The organism is Mycolicibacterium austroafricanum (assembly GCF_902705885.1).
Classification (GTDB): Bacteria; Actinomycetota; Actinomycetes; order Mycobacteriales; family Mycobacteriaceae; genus Mycobacterium; species Mycobacterium vanbaalenii_A.
Map to the genome: position 1 here is coordinate 27,717 of NZ_CACSIP010000025.1, position 14,334 is coordinate 42,050.

14 protein-coding genes are annotated in these 14,334 nt (G+C 63.9%); 11 read left to right on the forward strand and 3 right to left on the reverse strand.

Features of this window, described 5'->3' with window-relative positions:
* The first annotated feature begins 822 nt into the window (after positions 1-822).
* From BEMPMBAN_RS17635 to eccE, 4 genes are read left to right on the forward strand one after another with little or no spacing between them, the layout of a single operon-like run.
* Positions 823-1,806 (forward strand): MinD/ParA family ATP-binding protein, encoded by a 984-nt coding sequence (locus BEMPMBAN_RS17635; protein WP_159232412.1) that lies wholly within the window; start codon positions 823-825, stop codon positions 1,804-1,806.
* Positions 1,799-3,352 carry a type VII secretion integral membrane protein EccD gene (gene eccD / locus BEMPMBAN_RS17640; RefSeq protein ID WP_159232415.1) on the forward strand — a complete coding sequence of 518 codons (1,554 nt, stop codon included), beginning with the start codon at positions 1,799-1,801 and terminating at the stop codon, positions 3,350-3,352. Before BEMPMBAN_RS17635 ends, eccD begins: the two co-directional genes overlap by 8 nt.
* Before the next feature lie 44 nt (positions 3,353-3,396).
* Positions 3,397-4,992 carry a S8 family serine peptidase gene (locus BEMPMBAN_RS32965; RefSeq protein ID WP_272952243.1) on the forward strand — a complete coding sequence of 532 codons (1,596 nt, stop codon included), beginning with the start codon at positions 3,397-3,399 and terminating at the stop codon, positions 4,990-4,992.
* Positions 4,989-6,575 (forward strand): type VII secretion protein EccE, encoded by a 1,587-nt coding sequence (gene eccE, locus BEMPMBAN_RS17650; RefSeq protein WP_159232417.1) that lies wholly within the window; start codon positions 4,989-4,991, stop codon positions 6,573-6,575. Before BEMPMBAN_RS32965 ends, eccE begins: the two co-directional genes overlap by 4 nt.
* A 6-nt stretch (positions 6,576-6,581) precedes the next feature.
* Here eccE and BEMPMBAN_RS17655 read toward each other — a convergent pair whose 3' ends face one another.
* Positions 6,582-7,301, reverse strand: coding sequence for a hypothetical protein (locus tag BEMPMBAN_RS17655; RefSeq protein ID WP_159232419.1), 720 nt, complete (start codon positions 7,299-7,301; stop codon positions 6,582-6,584).
* Positions 7,302-7,396: 95 nt separating this feature from the next.
* Between BEMPMBAN_RS17655 and BEMPMBAN_RS17660 the strand changes: the two genes are divergently transcribed.
* From BEMPMBAN_RS17660 to BEMPMBAN_RS17675, 5 genes are all read left to right on the forward strand, one after another.
* The gene (locus tag BEMPMBAN_RS17660; protein WP_159232421.1) at positions 7,397-8,785 is read left to right on the forward strand and encodes a type IV secretory system conjugative DNA transfer family protein; all 1,389 of its coding nucleotides are present in this window, start codon (positions 7,397-7,399) and stop codon (positions 8,783-8,785) included.
* Between the two features lie 4 nt (positions 8,786-8,789).
* A complete protein-coding gene (locus BEMPMBAN_RS17665) occupies positions 8,790-10,319 on the forward strand; it encodes a hypothetical protein (protein WP_159232423.1) in 1,530 nt (509 codons plus the stop codon).
* Between the two features lie 81 nt (positions 10,320-10,400).
* A complete protein-coding gene (locus BEMPMBAN_RS17670) occupies positions 10,401-10,742 on the forward strand; it encodes a hypothetical protein (protein WP_159232425.1) in 342 nt (113 codons plus the stop codon).
* 20 nt (positions 10,743-10,762) lie between these two features.
* A complete protein-coding gene (locus BEMPMBAN_RS32735; protein WP_234897548.1) occupies positions 10,763-11,251 on the forward strand; it encodes a hypothetical protein in 489 nt (162 codons plus the stop codon).
* Positions 11,248-11,628 (forward strand): LppP/LprE family lipoprotein, encoded by a 381-nt coding sequence (locus BEMPMBAN_RS17675; RefSeq protein ID WP_159232427.1) that lies wholly within the window; start codon positions 11,248-11,250, stop codon positions 11,626-11,628. Before BEMPMBAN_RS32735 ends, BEMPMBAN_RS17675 begins: the two co-directional genes overlap by 4 nt.
* 98 nt (positions 11,629-11,726) lie before the next feature.
* On the opposite strand, the gene BEMPMBAN_RS17680 is transcribed toward BEMPMBAN_RS17675, so the two are convergent.
* Both BEMPMBAN_RS17680 and BEMPMBAN_RS17685 read right to left on the reverse strand, forming a co-directional pair.
* Entirely contained in the window at positions 11,727-12,335 is a 609-nt protein-coding gene (locus BEMPMBAN_RS17680; protein WP_159232429.1) for a hypothetical protein, read from the reverse strand.
* Complete coding sequence (locus tag BEMPMBAN_RS17685; protein ID WP_159232431.1) at positions 12,323-12,661, reverse strand: hypothetical protein; 339 nt, start codon at positions 12,659-12,661, stop codon at positions 12,323-12,325. The genes BEMPMBAN_RS17680 and BEMPMBAN_RS17685 overlap by 13 nt, the downstream gene beginning before the upstream one ends.
* A 215-nt stretch (positions 12,662-12,876) precedes the next feature.
* On the opposite strand from BEMPMBAN_RS17685, the gene BEMPMBAN_RS17690 reads away from it, so the two are divergent.
* Complete coding sequence (locus tag BEMPMBAN_RS17690; RefSeq protein ID WP_159232433.1) at positions 12,877-13,278, forward strand: hypothetical protein; 402 nt, start codon at positions 12,877-12,879, stop codon at positions 13,276-13,278.
* Entirely contained in the window at positions 13,275-14,309 is a 1,035-nt protein-coding gene (locus BEMPMBAN_RS17695; RefSeq protein WP_159232435.1) for a hypothetical protein, read from the forward strand. The genes BEMPMBAN_RS17690 and BEMPMBAN_RS17695 overlap by 4 nt, the downstream gene beginning before the upstream one ends.
* Positions 14,310-14,334 lie beyond the last annotated feature (25 nt).

Below are 14,334 nucleotides of genomic sequence, written 5' to 3' on the forward strand. Positions count from 1 at the left end.
TACGGGGCCGACGAGCAAAATCCATCAGGCCCGTTTCCGGCCACCGAGCCCAATCACTCGCTGTCGGGCACCGCAGGTGATACACAGGTGCCCCCACCTGCACTCGACGAGGCAGAACAATCCAGTAACGCTGTGGACCTACAGCCCCTTGAGCGCGAAGCACCCGGCACATCCGATGCTGAAGCTAACGCCGCCTCCGAGGAGGACAAGGCCGGTGAGCCACTTGCCCCCGCCACACCAGAAGACAGACCACAGGAACCGGTATGGCCCGCAGCGCAGCTCGGGGAGAATTCCAGACCGCAGGGCGAGACCGAACCCGCATCGCCGCCGGCGGCGGCTGCTCATCGTTCATGGGAGCTGACCACGCCGCACATCCAGGTAGCGGCACCGCCGACTCCCCCTGCGCCGCAAAGGGAATCAGCGCGGCGGGCAGCGGACGCGCACCCTCATTACCAGGCCCGGCCGGGTACGCCACCCAACTCGGGCAGGTACCCGCAGCCACCTTTCCCGCCGGGACCCCCAGCAGGGCCCGGGCCAGGCGGGTTCCCGCCGCGCGGCGGACCACCTCCCCCAAATGCACCGGGGTTCGAGCGCAATACGATGGCGCCGCCTGCCGGTTGGGGACCACCGCAGCCTCCGCCACACGGGCCGGCCCCCGGGCAATTTGGCCGGGATCCATACCCGCCGAACATGTTTGGGACACCGAACATGGGGCCGCTCAACCAGCCCGCACCGGCACCGCAGCAGCCGCCGCATGCTCCCCCCACAGGTGCGAGCCCGGCCCCGGTATCAGCGCAGCGCCACGCAGCCGTGGTCGAGAGTATGACCCAGCTTGACAGCGCGCCAGGGCGCACCCGCATGTCGGAAGCCCAGTGGAGCGACGAACTTGTCCGCGCAAAGCGACCGAGACCGGAAACAGGCTGGCGCGCAGCCCTTTACAAGGGCTCGTTGCACTTAATCAATCCCGGCAGGTCCAAAAAGGAAAAGCAGATGGCCGAGTGGATCGCGGCCATTCAAAGCCCCTTGCGCGGCCGGTTTAAGATCGGAGTTATCAACGCACGCGGTGGCATTGGGAAAACAACCGTGGCCACGGGCGCAGCCAACGGGTTCGCCGCACACCGAAAAGAAGACCGCACGATTGTCGTCGACGCGGACCCCGGCTACGGAACAGCGGCCGACCGAATCGACCCAACGGCAAGTGGCAGCCTGCTGACGGTCGTGGACTCGGGTAGCCGAAACATGCTGGGAAGCGACGACCAGATCCGCGCCCACGTCGGCGCCAACAACTTGGGCGTGATGGTGTTGGCTGGGGACACGAGGCTGACCCAGCGGCCGCAGCTGACCCCCGAAACCTATCGGCACGCGATGCCGCACGTCGAGAAATTCCACCGGGTGATCTTTGTCGATTGCGGACCGACGATCGACCATCCAGTGATGCCCGAAGTCCTGGCCAGCGTCGACGCTCTGATCGTAGTGAGCTCCACCAAAGCTGACGGGGCCAAAGGCGCTGGAGTGACACTGGATTGGTTGAGCGAGAACGGCTATCACGACCTGCTGAAGCGGACGATCGTCGTGATCAACGATCTGAAAGGCAACTCCGCCAAGAAGGCTCGCCTGAAGCTCCAGGAGCGCTTCGGCCACGAAGTCGACGACGTGTTCGTACTACCTTTTGACAAGCATCTGGATGCGGCCACGGTGATCGACTTCAACAACGGCCTCAAACCCAAAACCCGCCGCAAGTTCGTGGAGATAGCGGCGTCCATCGCGAACAATTTCGCCAGCACCACCGATCTGAGCCATGACTGAGACCGCCAAAGCGCCTGAAGCGTCGGCGCCCCCGGATACGTCAGGTCAAACCGACACCAACGTGGCGATGGTTGAGATGCCGCCATGGTGGCGCGGCGCGATCTTTGTCGGTGAAAGGCAGACTGACGTCGTGTTTCCTGCGGCCGTGCCGATTCGCGCGGCAATGCAGGCACTGATCAAGCTGCTGAACAAGGACGGGGCGACGCGGCAGGGATACATCCCGATGCCCGAGACCACCGCCTACGAACTCCAGCAGGTCAACGGGATCACTCTGGATGCGTCCAGGTCCTTGCTCGAGCTTGGTGTGGCAGACGGTGTCCCGCTGGTTCTCAAACCAGGGGTGGCCAAGGAGACCTTCAAACCGGTCACCGAGGATCGCTCAGCGAGCCTGGCCAAACAGGTCAAGGATGAGACCTCCGAGATCAAGCCAGAACAAGCACTCGTCTTCGGCGGCATCGGCATCGGCATACTCGTGGCAGCCGCAAGCGCCTTGCTGATACGAACCCATCTCCTAGAACCAACCTGGTGGCCTGCCTGGGTGATCTGCATCGTCCTGGCCGCGGCGATGCTCGCCGCAGGTTGGGGCATCGGACGTCACGGCCGCCATGGCGATCTATCTGACACGCTGATACTGGGAGCGTTGATCCCGGCGGCGACCGCAGCGGCCACGGGTGTGCCGGGGCCCCTGGGGGCGGCGCATGCGTGGCTGGCATGGCTGCTGGTGACGGCGATCCTGGTAGTGCTACGGGTAGCCACCGATCGGTGGTGGTGGCTGTCGACGTTCGCGCTTGCCCTCGGGGTTTCGCTGGGCGTGGGTGTTGGCGTGCGCTGGCTGTTCGGAGTGTCCGGCCCGATCATCGCCGCATGCCTGATGTGGGTCGCGTTGCCCTTAGTGCTGGCCGCTCCTGGTTTGGCTAATCGCCTTGCGGGGCTGCGCCCTCCGAATTTGGAATTGCCTACGGGCGCGGGGGTGTGGGAACGCAACCCCGACGAGCCTGACGAAACCGTGTCACCTGTGGTGCCGGCGACACCAAACGATCAACCGTATCCAGATGTGGTCTCGCCCGAGGATCTACGTCGCCGCAACCGGCATTCGATTACGGCGCATCGGGCGATCATCGCAGCCCTGATGGTGCAGCTGGTGGCCACCACATGGGGTGCCATTCACGCAGGGTCACCGCGGCTGTGGATGATCGAAGTGGTGGCAGGCCTTGGCCTGGTGTCACTGCTCGGTCGCGCATGGATCACTCGCGACGCCAAAGTCGTTGCGGCACTGATCGGCGGCATCTTGCTCACCGGAGCAGTCGTCGTCGCCAAACTCGCGGTCTCGGATGCACAAACCGTGCCCGCGACAGTGACCGCTCTAGGATGGCTAGCCGCTGCCCTGGTGGGAATTGGCGTTCTGACCGCACTGGTCGGCCTGCCCGGAGATCTGTCCCCTCCGACGCGGCGCGCGCTGCAATATATGTATCTGCTAGCGATGTCACTGGGATTCCCGTTCTTGCTCTGGGGTATTGGGCTGCTGACCGCGGTGAGGTCGCGATGATGAAACGGATCGGCGCGGCAGCCGGGGTTGCCGCACTTTTGACCATGACGCTGTCTGCCTCACCTGTATGGGCGGTAGAGCCACCCAAGGTTGATCCTGCGGCTCTACCGCCCGACGGGCCGCCCGAACCTGCTGAGGAGATGGAGCTCAAACAGGCGTGCCGCCAGGCTCTGACGATCGCACAACCTGATGTCACGCAGCCAGCACCGGCGACCGCGATGTTGAACCTTCCTGAGGCGTGGAAGTTCTCGACAGGTGCGGGAGTGACCGTTGCAGTCATCGACACCGGTGTGACGCCGAGCCCACGTTTCAAAGATCTGGTGGGCGGGGGCGACTACGTGATGGGCAGGTACGGTGACGGCCTTGAGGACTGTCAGGTCCACGGGACGATCGTGGCCTCGCTGATCGCCGCACAGCCGCAAGGCAGTCCGGTGCCGCCGCGCCGCCCGGAGAATGCGCCGGCCCAGCCTCCCATCGACGGGGTGAGCGCGATTCCCTCGCCGCCACCGACCACTGCGGCACCACCAAGCCCGACCACGGTGACGGTCACGGTGCCGCCACCCGCACCACCTCCGCCGCCACCGCCGCCGGAGGGCGATGGCGAGGTCGCACCGGCAGCTGGCGACGGCGATACGATCACCGGCACCGATCCGGCAGCAGGCGATGACACACGGGTTGTTGCTCCTCCTCCGCCAGGGGCGCCCGACGGTTTGGTTGGTGTGGCACCGGATGCACGGCTGGTGTCAGTGCGGCAGTCCTCGCAGACGCACGGCCCCAAGTCGTACAACGCAAACGACAAGGACCACAAAGCCGGTGACGCCGGCACCCTTGCCCTGGCGGTGCGCCATGTGGCGGATCTTCCCGGGATGGAACACGGCGTGATCAACATTTCGGTGGTCAACTGCATCAACGCCGCCACCCCCATCGATCAGGCAGCCCTAGGCGCTGCGCTGCGCTATGCGGCGGTCGAAAAAGACATCGTGGTGGTGGCAGCGGCGGGAAACACCAGCGGCGACTGCCCTGCCAACCCGCTGTATGACCCGCTCCATCCCGATGACCCACGCAACTGGGCCGGCGCTCAGACGGTTGTGGCGCCGGCGTGGTGGCAGCCCTATGTGCTCGCCGTCGGCGCAGTGGAGCCCAACGGTGAGCCCGCAGCGTTCTCCGTACCAGGACCGTGGGTGCAGATCGCCGCACCCGGTAACCAGATCATGGGACTTGGCCCCGAGGGGACCGTGGTGAACGCCAACCCGAATGTGGAGCCAAGTAAACCGCCGGTGCGGATCTATGGTTCAAGCTTCGCCGCGCCGATCGTCTCGGGCACTGCGGCACTGGTACGGGCGGCCATGCCGAAACTGTCGGCACCACAGGTCATTCACCGCCTGGTGGCCAGTGCCCACCCCCCAGCCGGAGGAGTCGACAACCGGGTCGGCTACGGCATCGTGGATCCCGTCGCGGCCCTGACCAAGTCGATTCCCGATGGCCCGGTGCAGTTCGACGAGCATCTGGCCGACAAGCTGATCGCGCCACCGCCGCCGCCTGGTCGCGATATGCGCCCGGGCAAGGTGGCCGCGCTGGCCGCTATCGCGGTGATCGCGGCGGCAACCGTGCTGATCCGTGTAGCACGGAGGCGCGGATGAGTTCACTGGTCGGATTTGACATTCGGGCCCTGCTGGCCAGCGAGGTTGTTGCGGCGGCAGCCGGGTTGACCCTCGTGTGGTCAGGTGTGGCGTGGCAAGCAGCTGTGGCTGCGGCCCTGATAGTGGTCCTGGCGGGCACCGTGGCTATCAAACGGCATTCGCCGGCGAGATGGTTGGCGTTGGGCGGGCGATGGCCGTGGTCGCGCAGGAAAGTGATGGGCGCGGCGCTGCCAGCACCGGTGGACACCGGCTTCGATGGGGCGGTGGTCGGGGTGCGTCTGCACGCCGGAACGTTGACGTCGATGATCGCGGTCGCCGGAAGCTCATACACCCCAACGTTTTTGGAACGTACCCGCACGGCATCGACGACCAACACGGTCCCGATGAGCGTGCTGGCTCCGTTGGTCGATCAGTTCGGGTTGGCGGTCAGTATCGAGGTTGTCTCCGCGGGCCGACGTCGTGCACTGATGGGCATCTATGCTGCCTTGTACGAGAAGATCATTGGGACTCGCCCTGTCGCTGGGCAGCGACGCACGTGGCTGATCCTGCGCGTGGATGTCGTCAAGAGCATCCAGGGGCTGGCATCCCGCAAGAGCCTTTTTGCGGCCATGGCTGCGGCCACCGAGCGGTGCGCACGGCAACTCGACGAAGCAGGATGCCGGGCACGTCCCTGCACCGCCGATGACCTCATTGAGGCCGAGAAGCTCCTTCTTGGCCCCGGCAGCACAGAAGTTGAGGATCGTTGGTCCCACATTCAGTCAGCGGCAGGAAGTGTCGCTACCTATGTGGTGCAGGCAAAGGATCTTCGAGAGCGTCCGATTGATCGTCTGTGGATCATGCGTGCGAACGCCGTCGCCCACAGCGTGCACCTCAAACCCACCGAAACTGGGCCCCAAATGGCGGTGTCTGTACGGATAGAGACCGTGCAACACAAGGACTTTGATGTGCCCGCAGTGTTCAGTCGGATACCGGGCGAGCAGGCCAGGGCATTGCGGGCTGCGCGGGCGAGCGCTGAGGATGTCCCGCACCTGGAGTATGTGCCCGCGGTTGATCTGAACTTGCACGCAGGCCCATCGGGAGTGTTGCTTGGGCGCACGGTCGAGGACAAGACACCGTTTCTGCTCCCCTTGACAGACCCGTTGCGATCCACTTCGGTGTCGGTTGCCGCCAACCCGACCCTGGTCCGACAGATTGTGCTACGCGCGGAGGGAACCGGGGAGCGGATCGCGATCTATACGCCAAATCCCATGGCATGGGCCAATGTTGGGCGTTCGTCGCGAATCTGGATCGCACCTTCGCCGCACACCAAACCGCCAGGGCCGGTCACCATGATCGTCGCCGACGGTGTGGAGGCACCCGTGATTGCGGCGTCCACCGTGATTACCGTAGAACCTGTGCTAGCGGCGTCAGAAGTTCAAGCGCGACACACGGCGGCGGGGACAGCCGATCAGCGTGTTGATGTGTCGATCACCGAACACGACAACAACCAGTTGACGGTGGGGACTCAGTCTGAGAGCTGGATGATCGAGCCGGTCTATTACGCTGATGAAGCGAACTTCCTGAACGAGCCGAGCTACGCCTAAAACCCATTAGCGCTGAACGACGCGGATGCGCCCACCGACCACGTTGCCGGATCTGAACGCTTGCTTTACCGCCGTCTCGGCATCTTCGGCCTCTGCGGCCGCTAACCCCAGTTCCCCGGTGATGACGGTCAGCCAACCAGTCGACCGGGCCGTTGCAGCCCACATCCCGGCTGGATCATCATCGCCGAAGTGCTCCAGGAACGGACCTGGCCGGCCGGGTAGCTGGTCGATATGACCGGAGCCGTCGGGATTCAGATGAACCGTGTACCCGGTAACTTCGGGGAAAGGCTGATCGAATGCGGTTGCCAGATCAAACCCGTCGCCCAAATACAACCCGGCGGCAAGACCTGTCTGCTCACCGGTATCGGTAACAGCGAACACGTCGCGCGGCAGGTCGACAAGCAGCATCGCCTCCACACGTTGACCGTCGCGACCCGGCCCGAAGACCACTTTGAGGGTCGTGACGTCGTCACCGTCAATCTGGCTAGGATCAACAGGTGCAGCGTCGGCCACGTGCGACAGCACGCACCTGTGGTGGGCGAACTGCACCACCGGCGGATAATTCGGCGGTATTGCCACGACAACACTGGTCAGCTCCACACGAGCATCGCCCTGTCCACCACATCCGACGCAGTTGTAAACACCCACAGTGGCACGGGCTTCGGCCATCACCTGTTCGGGCATGATCTTGCGAACCTCGGGGGCAAAAACAAGACGGGCAGCCATATTCAAACCTTACCGTTGGCGGGGGAGTTTGCTCTGCACAGGAAGAATGAGGTTGCGCAGTTCAACTTCGGCGTATGCGGCAATAGGGTCGGATCATGTTTGATCCGTATGCCCAACCGTATAAGCGTCCGCCACGCACCGGGCCGTACTGCGGCTTTGTAGAGCGCGTGGATCCGGATACGCGGCGCAAGTTTTATGTTCCGGCTGAAACGGACAGCCATATTTGGGTGTTGGGCAGGACGGGGGCCGGGAAGACCACTTTGGTGTTGGCGCCGATGGCGATTGCACATCAGGGTCCTGCGTTCATCGTTTCGTCGAAAGACGATCTGCTTCAGTGGATTTTGCCGTACCGGCCGGGTCCATCCAAGCTCATTGATTTGCGGACTGTCCGCAATCCGATGTATCCGAGGGATGTCGAACCGGTGCGGTTCGATCCGACTACGTCGATACAGAGTGTTGATGATGCGTACACGACGGCCTCGACGCTGCTGCAGATGGCTTCTACCGCCTACGGCGCGGGCGCGCAGCAGGTTACTGATGGGGGCACGTGGGAGTCGCTAGGTGAGGGGCCGCTGGCAGCGTTTTTGTATGCGGCGTCGCCGGCACAAACGAATCTGGGGATGCGGTGGGTTCTGCAGGCAATTCAGAAACCCATCTTGTTCGAGGATGACCCCGCAGATACGCCGTCGTGGGCCATGGCGGCCGAGCTGGTGAATGTTCCTGAGTTGAAGGCTGAAGTCGATCACGCCGCTGACATGGATCCCAGACAACGCGATTCGATATTGTTCTCGTTGTCGAAAGCCACTCGGGCATGGTTGCGGATGGCGTTGCGTGAGCAGCCGGAGGGTGCGTTCACTCCGGAGTTTCTCGATGACCCGACCGCCACGGTGTATGTGATGGCGCCGGGTAACGGTACGACCGCGCCGGCGGCGGTGACGCTGATTGAGCAGCTTGTGGAGCGGTGGCGGGAGAAGACTTCCCAGTGGGAGGATCTGAGCCGTCTGCTGGGTGTGATCGACGAGGCCCCGAATACCGCCCCGATGCCCCGGCAGGCGAATTATGTCGGTGAGGCACGGGGTCTTGGTGCCAATCTGGTGATTGCGCAGCAGGCAAGCAATCAGACCGATATCACCCACGGCCCGATCTACACCGAAGTGTTGCGCAAGATTTTTCCGGCGGTGTGTGTGATGCACGGAGCAGCCGAGGAGGAGCTGCTGCGGGCGGGCGCCGAAGAGCGTGGGGTGCAGCATCGTCGCGGTGAGGCTCAGAGTGTCGATGGTGGCCGCAACCAGTCCGGGCGCTTGGAGCAGGAAGTCGAATGGCAGGAGTTGATGTCACGCAACCCTGACAAGGCCCGGTTGCTGCTGCGGGGCACGGTGGGTCAAGAGGTCTATTTGCCACACGTGACAGAGTTCGTGGCGAAATTTTGGCCCAAGATGGCTCAGAATCGAAATATACCGGTCAAGCCGGCGGCAGTAGGCTGACCCCATGTTGCGGGTCGACACCGATGCTCTGGTGGCCGTCGCGCGGTCACTGGAAAAGACGGCCGTAGGGCTGCTCGCCAGCAGTGGGGCGGTACATCCGCCGCTGGCCGCCGATGTCGCGTCGGTGACCGCAGCGACGCGCTTCACTCATCGTGCCACGGCGTTGTCCAGTGATGTCCGCAATGGCGCGCGGGGGCTGCTGTCGTCCGCGGCGACGCTGCGGGCCATCGCGGGCAACTACGAGGAGACCGACGAAGAGATCGCGCGCGCGCACGCAATGCTGCAGATGCCGCGTGCCGGGGCGGGTCAGGTTCCGCACGTGGAACCAATACCGGCGCGTGAAAACCGGGCGCAAGTGCCGATGCCGGCCCCGGTACCGCGGCCCGGTGAGGTGGTGGCGGCGACGTTTCATACTGGGGATGGCTCGCGTGGCGCGGGGTTCATCTCGCAGATGCAGGCCACCGCCGATCACGCGGAATTGGCCTCGGCGCAAACGCATTCAGCCGTGCGAGTGTTGGACTCGGCATGGAAATCGCCTGTCTCGGCGGCACCGGCGATCGAGCACCTGTCGAATCAGTCCCGGTTTTTTGGGTTGGTGGCTTCAGAGCATCGTCAGACGGCAGACTCGGCATCCCAGCACGCCCAGAACTTCGCTGCGCACAAGAGCCAGGCAGATTCCCCACAGGATTTCGAACGATTGCGGGCACAGATCGCGCAGGTAGAGGCCGCGAACAACACTCCTCCCAATGTCGGGCGTTACAGCGGACTACTGAAATCGCTCAACGATCAGCTCACTGAGATGGAGCAACGCAACCAGAAAAACGGGGCCGACTATCACGATGGGGCCGACGACGAGTCGCAGGCTGATCCGCCCTCGGATGAGGCTAAGGACATGGGTCAGGCGGCAGGGTTAGCGGCCGCGCTTCCGGGGATGATGGCCTCGCTGGCTGCCGGCATTCTCGGGGCAGTCGGGGGCCTGGCCGCCAAGGTGCCTGAAGCCGCGGGACAAGCCGCCACACAGGCAGTTTCGGGTATTGGGTCGGCGATGGGCGCAGCCCAAAAAGGTTCGGGGCGTTTGAAAATGCCGTCCTGGGATGATCCCGGTGTCGGCGGTCTGGGCGGTGGTGAGGGTTCTGGTGGGGGTACCGCACCCGCCGGGGGGCTGTCCCCGGCCCCGGGCGTGCAGACCCCCCCGGCGGGCGGCCTGGACACTTCCCGGGCCGCGGGAACCCCGCATCCGGTGCCGGCTGCGCCCGCACCTGCCGGCAGCGGGGGGATGGGGATGGCGCCCATGGGGGGCATGGGCCCGATGGGCGCAGGTGGCGGCGCGGGGGACAAGGACAAGGGCGGCAAAGAGCGCAAGATTTTGGTCCGGGCGCCGCGCAACTCCGAGCCGGTCAAGGGCGTGCTGCAGCCAACAGGTCAGGACCGCCAGCCGTCTGAGGCCAATGAACCCGCGGGGGAGAATGGTCAGCCAGAAGGCACCCGGCGGATCGTGCTCGGTAGCCGTAAGGCAAAACCCGCTGACCAGTGACAACGCTCAATTCCGGGGGGATTGTACACAGGGGCAAAGCCCTTTGTAGACAACCAGCGGGGGCCGTGTTTGGATCATTTTGTGGAGATTCCGCATCTACCTTCCTCCGAGGCGCTACGTCGTCTGCCACCCGAACAGCGAGTGATGGCAACTCAGGCAAAGCTGCAGCAGGTGCAGGCGGTGTTCAAGAGCAAGCGTCAGGAACTCGACTCGTTAACCTCTGATGCCGGCACCAGTGATGATCTGGTGCACCTGGAAATCCACGGTGACGGTCAGTGGAAGAAGCTCAGCTTGCATCCTGCTGTGGCCGCCCGGCTGACCAATATCGAGCTTGAAGAAATCCTCAACGAAATCTTCACTGTGGTCAATGAGGACGCGCGCAGTCAGTGGGCACAATGCCTGTCGTTCAACAGGCCGGCCTAGCGTACAAATGGGGGGGACTTATGGCTGACACAGACCGAAGTGGTCCGGCTGAACGCTGTGTTGAGTACCTCTGTGTCAACAATGCCGGCGACGCGCTGATCCTTGTCACCACCGATGGCAACTACAGGAACTTCCGGCTGTACGTGGGAAGCCTAGGGGCTGAGATGCGCGAGGTCACAGTGTTCGATGCGGAGCGGATGCGTGACGGGGGAACGACCTGGATCTTCACTGCAGAAGGTACTTTCTTCGCGCCTTCCCCACTGCGCCCGCCGGAGTGGGGACTAGGCTCAGACGGCTCTTGTGTTTGGCCAACGGCAGACTTAGTGGGGGACACATGGGGATTGCCAACCGCCGATACGTTCCGGCCGCCCTTGCCGTTACCCAACCCCGAGTCCTTCAAACTGGTTGACCGCGCGGTGTATGTCGATGTGGGATCCGCCACCGACGATCGAATCCTCATTGAACGCGCACAGACGGCTCTCGCGCCCGCTCACAGAGACAACGCATGACGCACGCCGCCCCCACCGATATCGAAGCGGCCCTGAGGCTCGTTCCGCCCCTGTGGGGTATGCACGCGTGGTCGCTCGCTCGCAGCGAGCAGAACGGCGATGTCACGTGGGCGTTGGCCGTCATCACGCAGGGCACTGTGTCCTCACCGGAACACCTGCTTCTGTTTTACCGCGGCACCTACATTGGGACCGCCACCGCGGATCCGCGCCCGTACACGCGCGTTCTCGACGTCACCGGCGATGTGGTGACAGTGGAGTACCGATGGCCCCTGGGCGAGGAGCCGTTGGCGGCCCCGGCCGGTGTGGGCACCGTCCGCTACCAGGTCAGCGCCCAGGGGATACAGCCTCTGGACGCACCGCCGTGGCCGCAGCAATGAGCGGCAGGTACGGCGTGTTCACTTCCACCTCGCCGAACCCGTATTGGCAGGCGCTCGACACTTAGCACCATCGGTAGGTCGTTATCGGGTGTGCTCGATCAAATGCGTGGGGTGTGGTCCCGCGCTTCCATGATCTGGAACGTTTCGATCTCGGCTTCGGGCCGCTTCAGTGGTAGCCAGTCCTGGCTTTCCGGTATGGCCAGCCACCCTTCGAGGATGCCGTAGCCAGCGGCGATGAAAAGGGCTGCGGGGATTTGCCAGATCAGCCACGGCACCACCAGCACGCCAAGCACGGTCATGGGCGGGTCGTAGAACATCGGCAACGCAACGCCGGTGAGTGCTGCGAGACCGAACAGCATGGCTAGCGGGTAGGCGTAGAGGCGCTGTGGAATAAGGGACACAAGGTAATTGGACAGAATCCGGGCGGCTGCCCACCCCGCCGGCGCCACGGCTGCCAGCACCAGCACAGTTGCACCTTCGGCGTAGTCGGCGGGGGTGTTCCATTGCCGCTGCCAGATGGTGGGGGTGACTTCGTCTTCATGCTGATCGGGGGACGGCGTGAACTCCTGGCGGCGCCGGCGCCTCAGCGACCTGCCGAGCAGTTCGGCGCGGCGGTGCTGCATGAGGAAGGGACCTTGGTTGTGCATGATCCATTCACGCCGTAGGTCATCGACGTGTTGGGTACAGGTGCGCATCAGGGAATCCAATCGTGAGAACGCTGCAGTGTGTGGTGCAGCTGGGCCATGAGGCGCTGGGAACTTGTCAAGTAGTCCTGAGCGGCTTGGAGGCTCTCGCGTATCTGCCCGGTGGTATGTGCCGCTGGGAAGTGGTCCACGGCGGCATAGGTTTTGGTGATCGCCTCGCTGATGTGGTCGGCGTCTTGGCGGATTTGATGGTTGAGTTGGGCTGCCTGGCACAGCAACGTGTGCAGGGGCCCTGGGAAGTCCATCGGTACGGGCACGGTGCCGTCGCGGGCTGCACGCATCGTCGAGCCGGGTGGCCATTGGAGCGCGTTGTCGATGCGTAGGGCCATGCGCTGTGTCAGAGTCCGTTGGCCTGCGAAGACTTTCGCCATATGTGAGCGTGATGGCCCGCCTAGGGCGGCTAGATCACCGCGCCGACAACCCATCGCCATCAGTCGACGGCCGATGTACTGATCCAAACGGACGTCGACAGTGAGCACAATTCGAGCCTATCGCCGCTTTGGCGCAGTTCAACTTCACCTAAACCGGGCTTACGATCCGAACTATGTGGAAGGTTCTGTTGTCGATCTTCATCTTTGGGGCCATCGCAGGGCCGTTGATCGCGTTGATTTTGGGTGCGGTGACAGTGCTGACTGTCATGGTCTTCTCTGTGGTGGGGGCGGTGTGTGCGCTGATGTGGGCCGGCACCAAAGGGATATGGCGCTGGGCAGGGGCTCAGCCCATGGCCGCGACCGACTCGGCTCAGCGTGCTGTACTGGCCGAAGACGTGCCGCTGGTAGGTCCGCGCTACCGCGGCGCGGAGCTCGCCGACATGCCTGGCCCTGATACATCAGGGGAGAACCCGGATGCGTCTATTTTCGAGCAGTACCGGCGCCGGCATCCAGGCGGCGGTGTGGGTCGCGCACTGGTGCTCGATACCCGCGCCTACCCGAAGGCGTCGCCATGAGCGAGACCGATGCGCAGTTCTTGCGCCGCATCTACCCGGAGGCGGCCGCCGGGGATAGCCGCGAAGACGACATTGTGATCCTTGACGAGGAACCGCTCGAGGCGAGTGCTGACGAGGACGTGCCGACCGCAGATAACGATGATGATGACCAAGATTTCGGGGACCGGTTCTCCACTGTGGCGATCGAGCAATCCGAGATCGAGAAACCTGCGGGCGGGCAGCAGGATTCAGATGAGGACAGCACGGTCAATGGGCGTACCAAGACCACCTTGGCGGTGTTGGGCGGTGTCGGTGTGTTTGTGGCCGTGGTGATCATCGTGATGGTCAATGTGTTGAGCAAAGATACTGCGGCCGTGGCCGCCCCTGAGCCTCAGCGCAGGGTCAACGTCGCCGGCTCTGCGACGACACCGCCGGTTTCAGCAACTGAGTCCGCCAGCACGGACCGGTCCATGCCTTTCGAGGCCTCCGCCGACTGCGGGGAAGGCTCAACGACAGCACGCAACGTCGAAGACCCCACCGGCGACAGCGCGTGGGTGTGTTACGGGCCGGGGCTGGGGCTGGGGCAGCCGATCGATTTGAAGTTCTCCGATGACATCACCGCGGTGGCGATCAAGCTGGCGCCGGGATGGCTGGCCAAACGCCCGGGCGGCAAGGAGGAGTGGGGCCAGCACCGCATCATCACCAAGATCCGGTGGTGGTTCATGAACGATGTCAAGGGCCGCTATGTCGACCAGGACACCAAGAACGTTAAAGGCATTGCGACGGTGCCGGTGGAGAACATCCGCACTCGCTGGATTCGGGGAATCGTGGTGCAGACTTCTCGGCCGCCCACAGACCAGGTGCCGCAGAACTCGGCACCCTCAGGTGGCGGGATCTTCGGGGGCCTGTTCGGCCCGGACGGGTCGAGTTCACCGGGAAGCCCCGGTACCGGGGATGCACCTAACGCTTCCTCGGATCCGGGCATGCGCGATGCGATCGATCAGTCGTTCGCGACGAGCCGGATCGAGGTGATAGGCCATGTTCCGAACTGAGAATACGGTCTGTAGAGATTTGCCG

Coding starts and splice junctions, on each gene's coding strand:
- BEMPMBAN_RS32735 (WP_234897548.1), top strand. CDS start 10,763: ATGGCTGACACAGACCGAAGTGGTCCGGCTGAACGCTGTGTTGAGTAC.
- eccD (WP_159232415.1), top strand. CDS start 1,799: ATGACTGAGACCGCCAAAGCGCCTGAAGCGTCGGCGCCCCCGGATACG.
- BEMPMBAN_RS17695 (WP_159232435.1), top strand. CDS start 13,275: ATGAGCGAGACCGATGCGCAGTTCTTGCGCCGCATCTACCCGGAGGCG.
- BEMPMBAN_RS17665 (WP_159232423.1), top strand. CDS start 8,790: ATGTTGCGGGTCGACACCGATGCTCTGGTGGCCGTCGCGCGGTCACTG.
- BEMPMBAN_RS17690 (WP_159232433.1), top strand. CDS start 12,877: ATGTGGAAGGTTCTGTTGTCGATCTTCATCTTTGGGGCCATCGCAGGG.
- BEMPMBAN_RS17685 (WP_159232431.1), bottom strand. CDS start 12,661: ATGGCCCTACGCATCGACAACGCGCTCCAATGGCCACCCGGCTCGACG.
- BEMPMBAN_RS17635 (WP_159232412.1), top strand. CDS start 823: ATGACCCAGCTTGACAGCGCGCCAGGGCGCACCCGCATGTCGGAAGCC.
- BEMPMBAN_RS17660 (WP_159232421.1), top strand. CDS start 7,397: ATGTTTGATCCGTATGCCCAACCGTATAAGCGTCCGCCACGCACCGGG.
- BEMPMBAN_RS17655 (WP_159232419.1), bottom strand. CDS start 7,301: ATGGCTGCCCGTCTTGTTTTTGCCCCCGAGGTTCGCAAGATCATGCCC.
- eccE (WP_159232417.1), top strand. CDS start 4,989: ATGAGTTCACTGGTCGGATTTGACATTCGGGCCCTGCTGGCCAGCGAG.
- BEMPMBAN_RS17675 (WP_159232427.1), top strand. CDS start 11,248: ATGACGCACGCCGCCCCCACCGATATCGAAGCGGCCCTGAGGCTCGTT.
- BEMPMBAN_RS32965 (WP_272952243.1), top strand. CDS start 3,397: ATGACGCTGTCTGCCTCACCTGTATGGGCGGTAGAGCCACCCAAGGTT.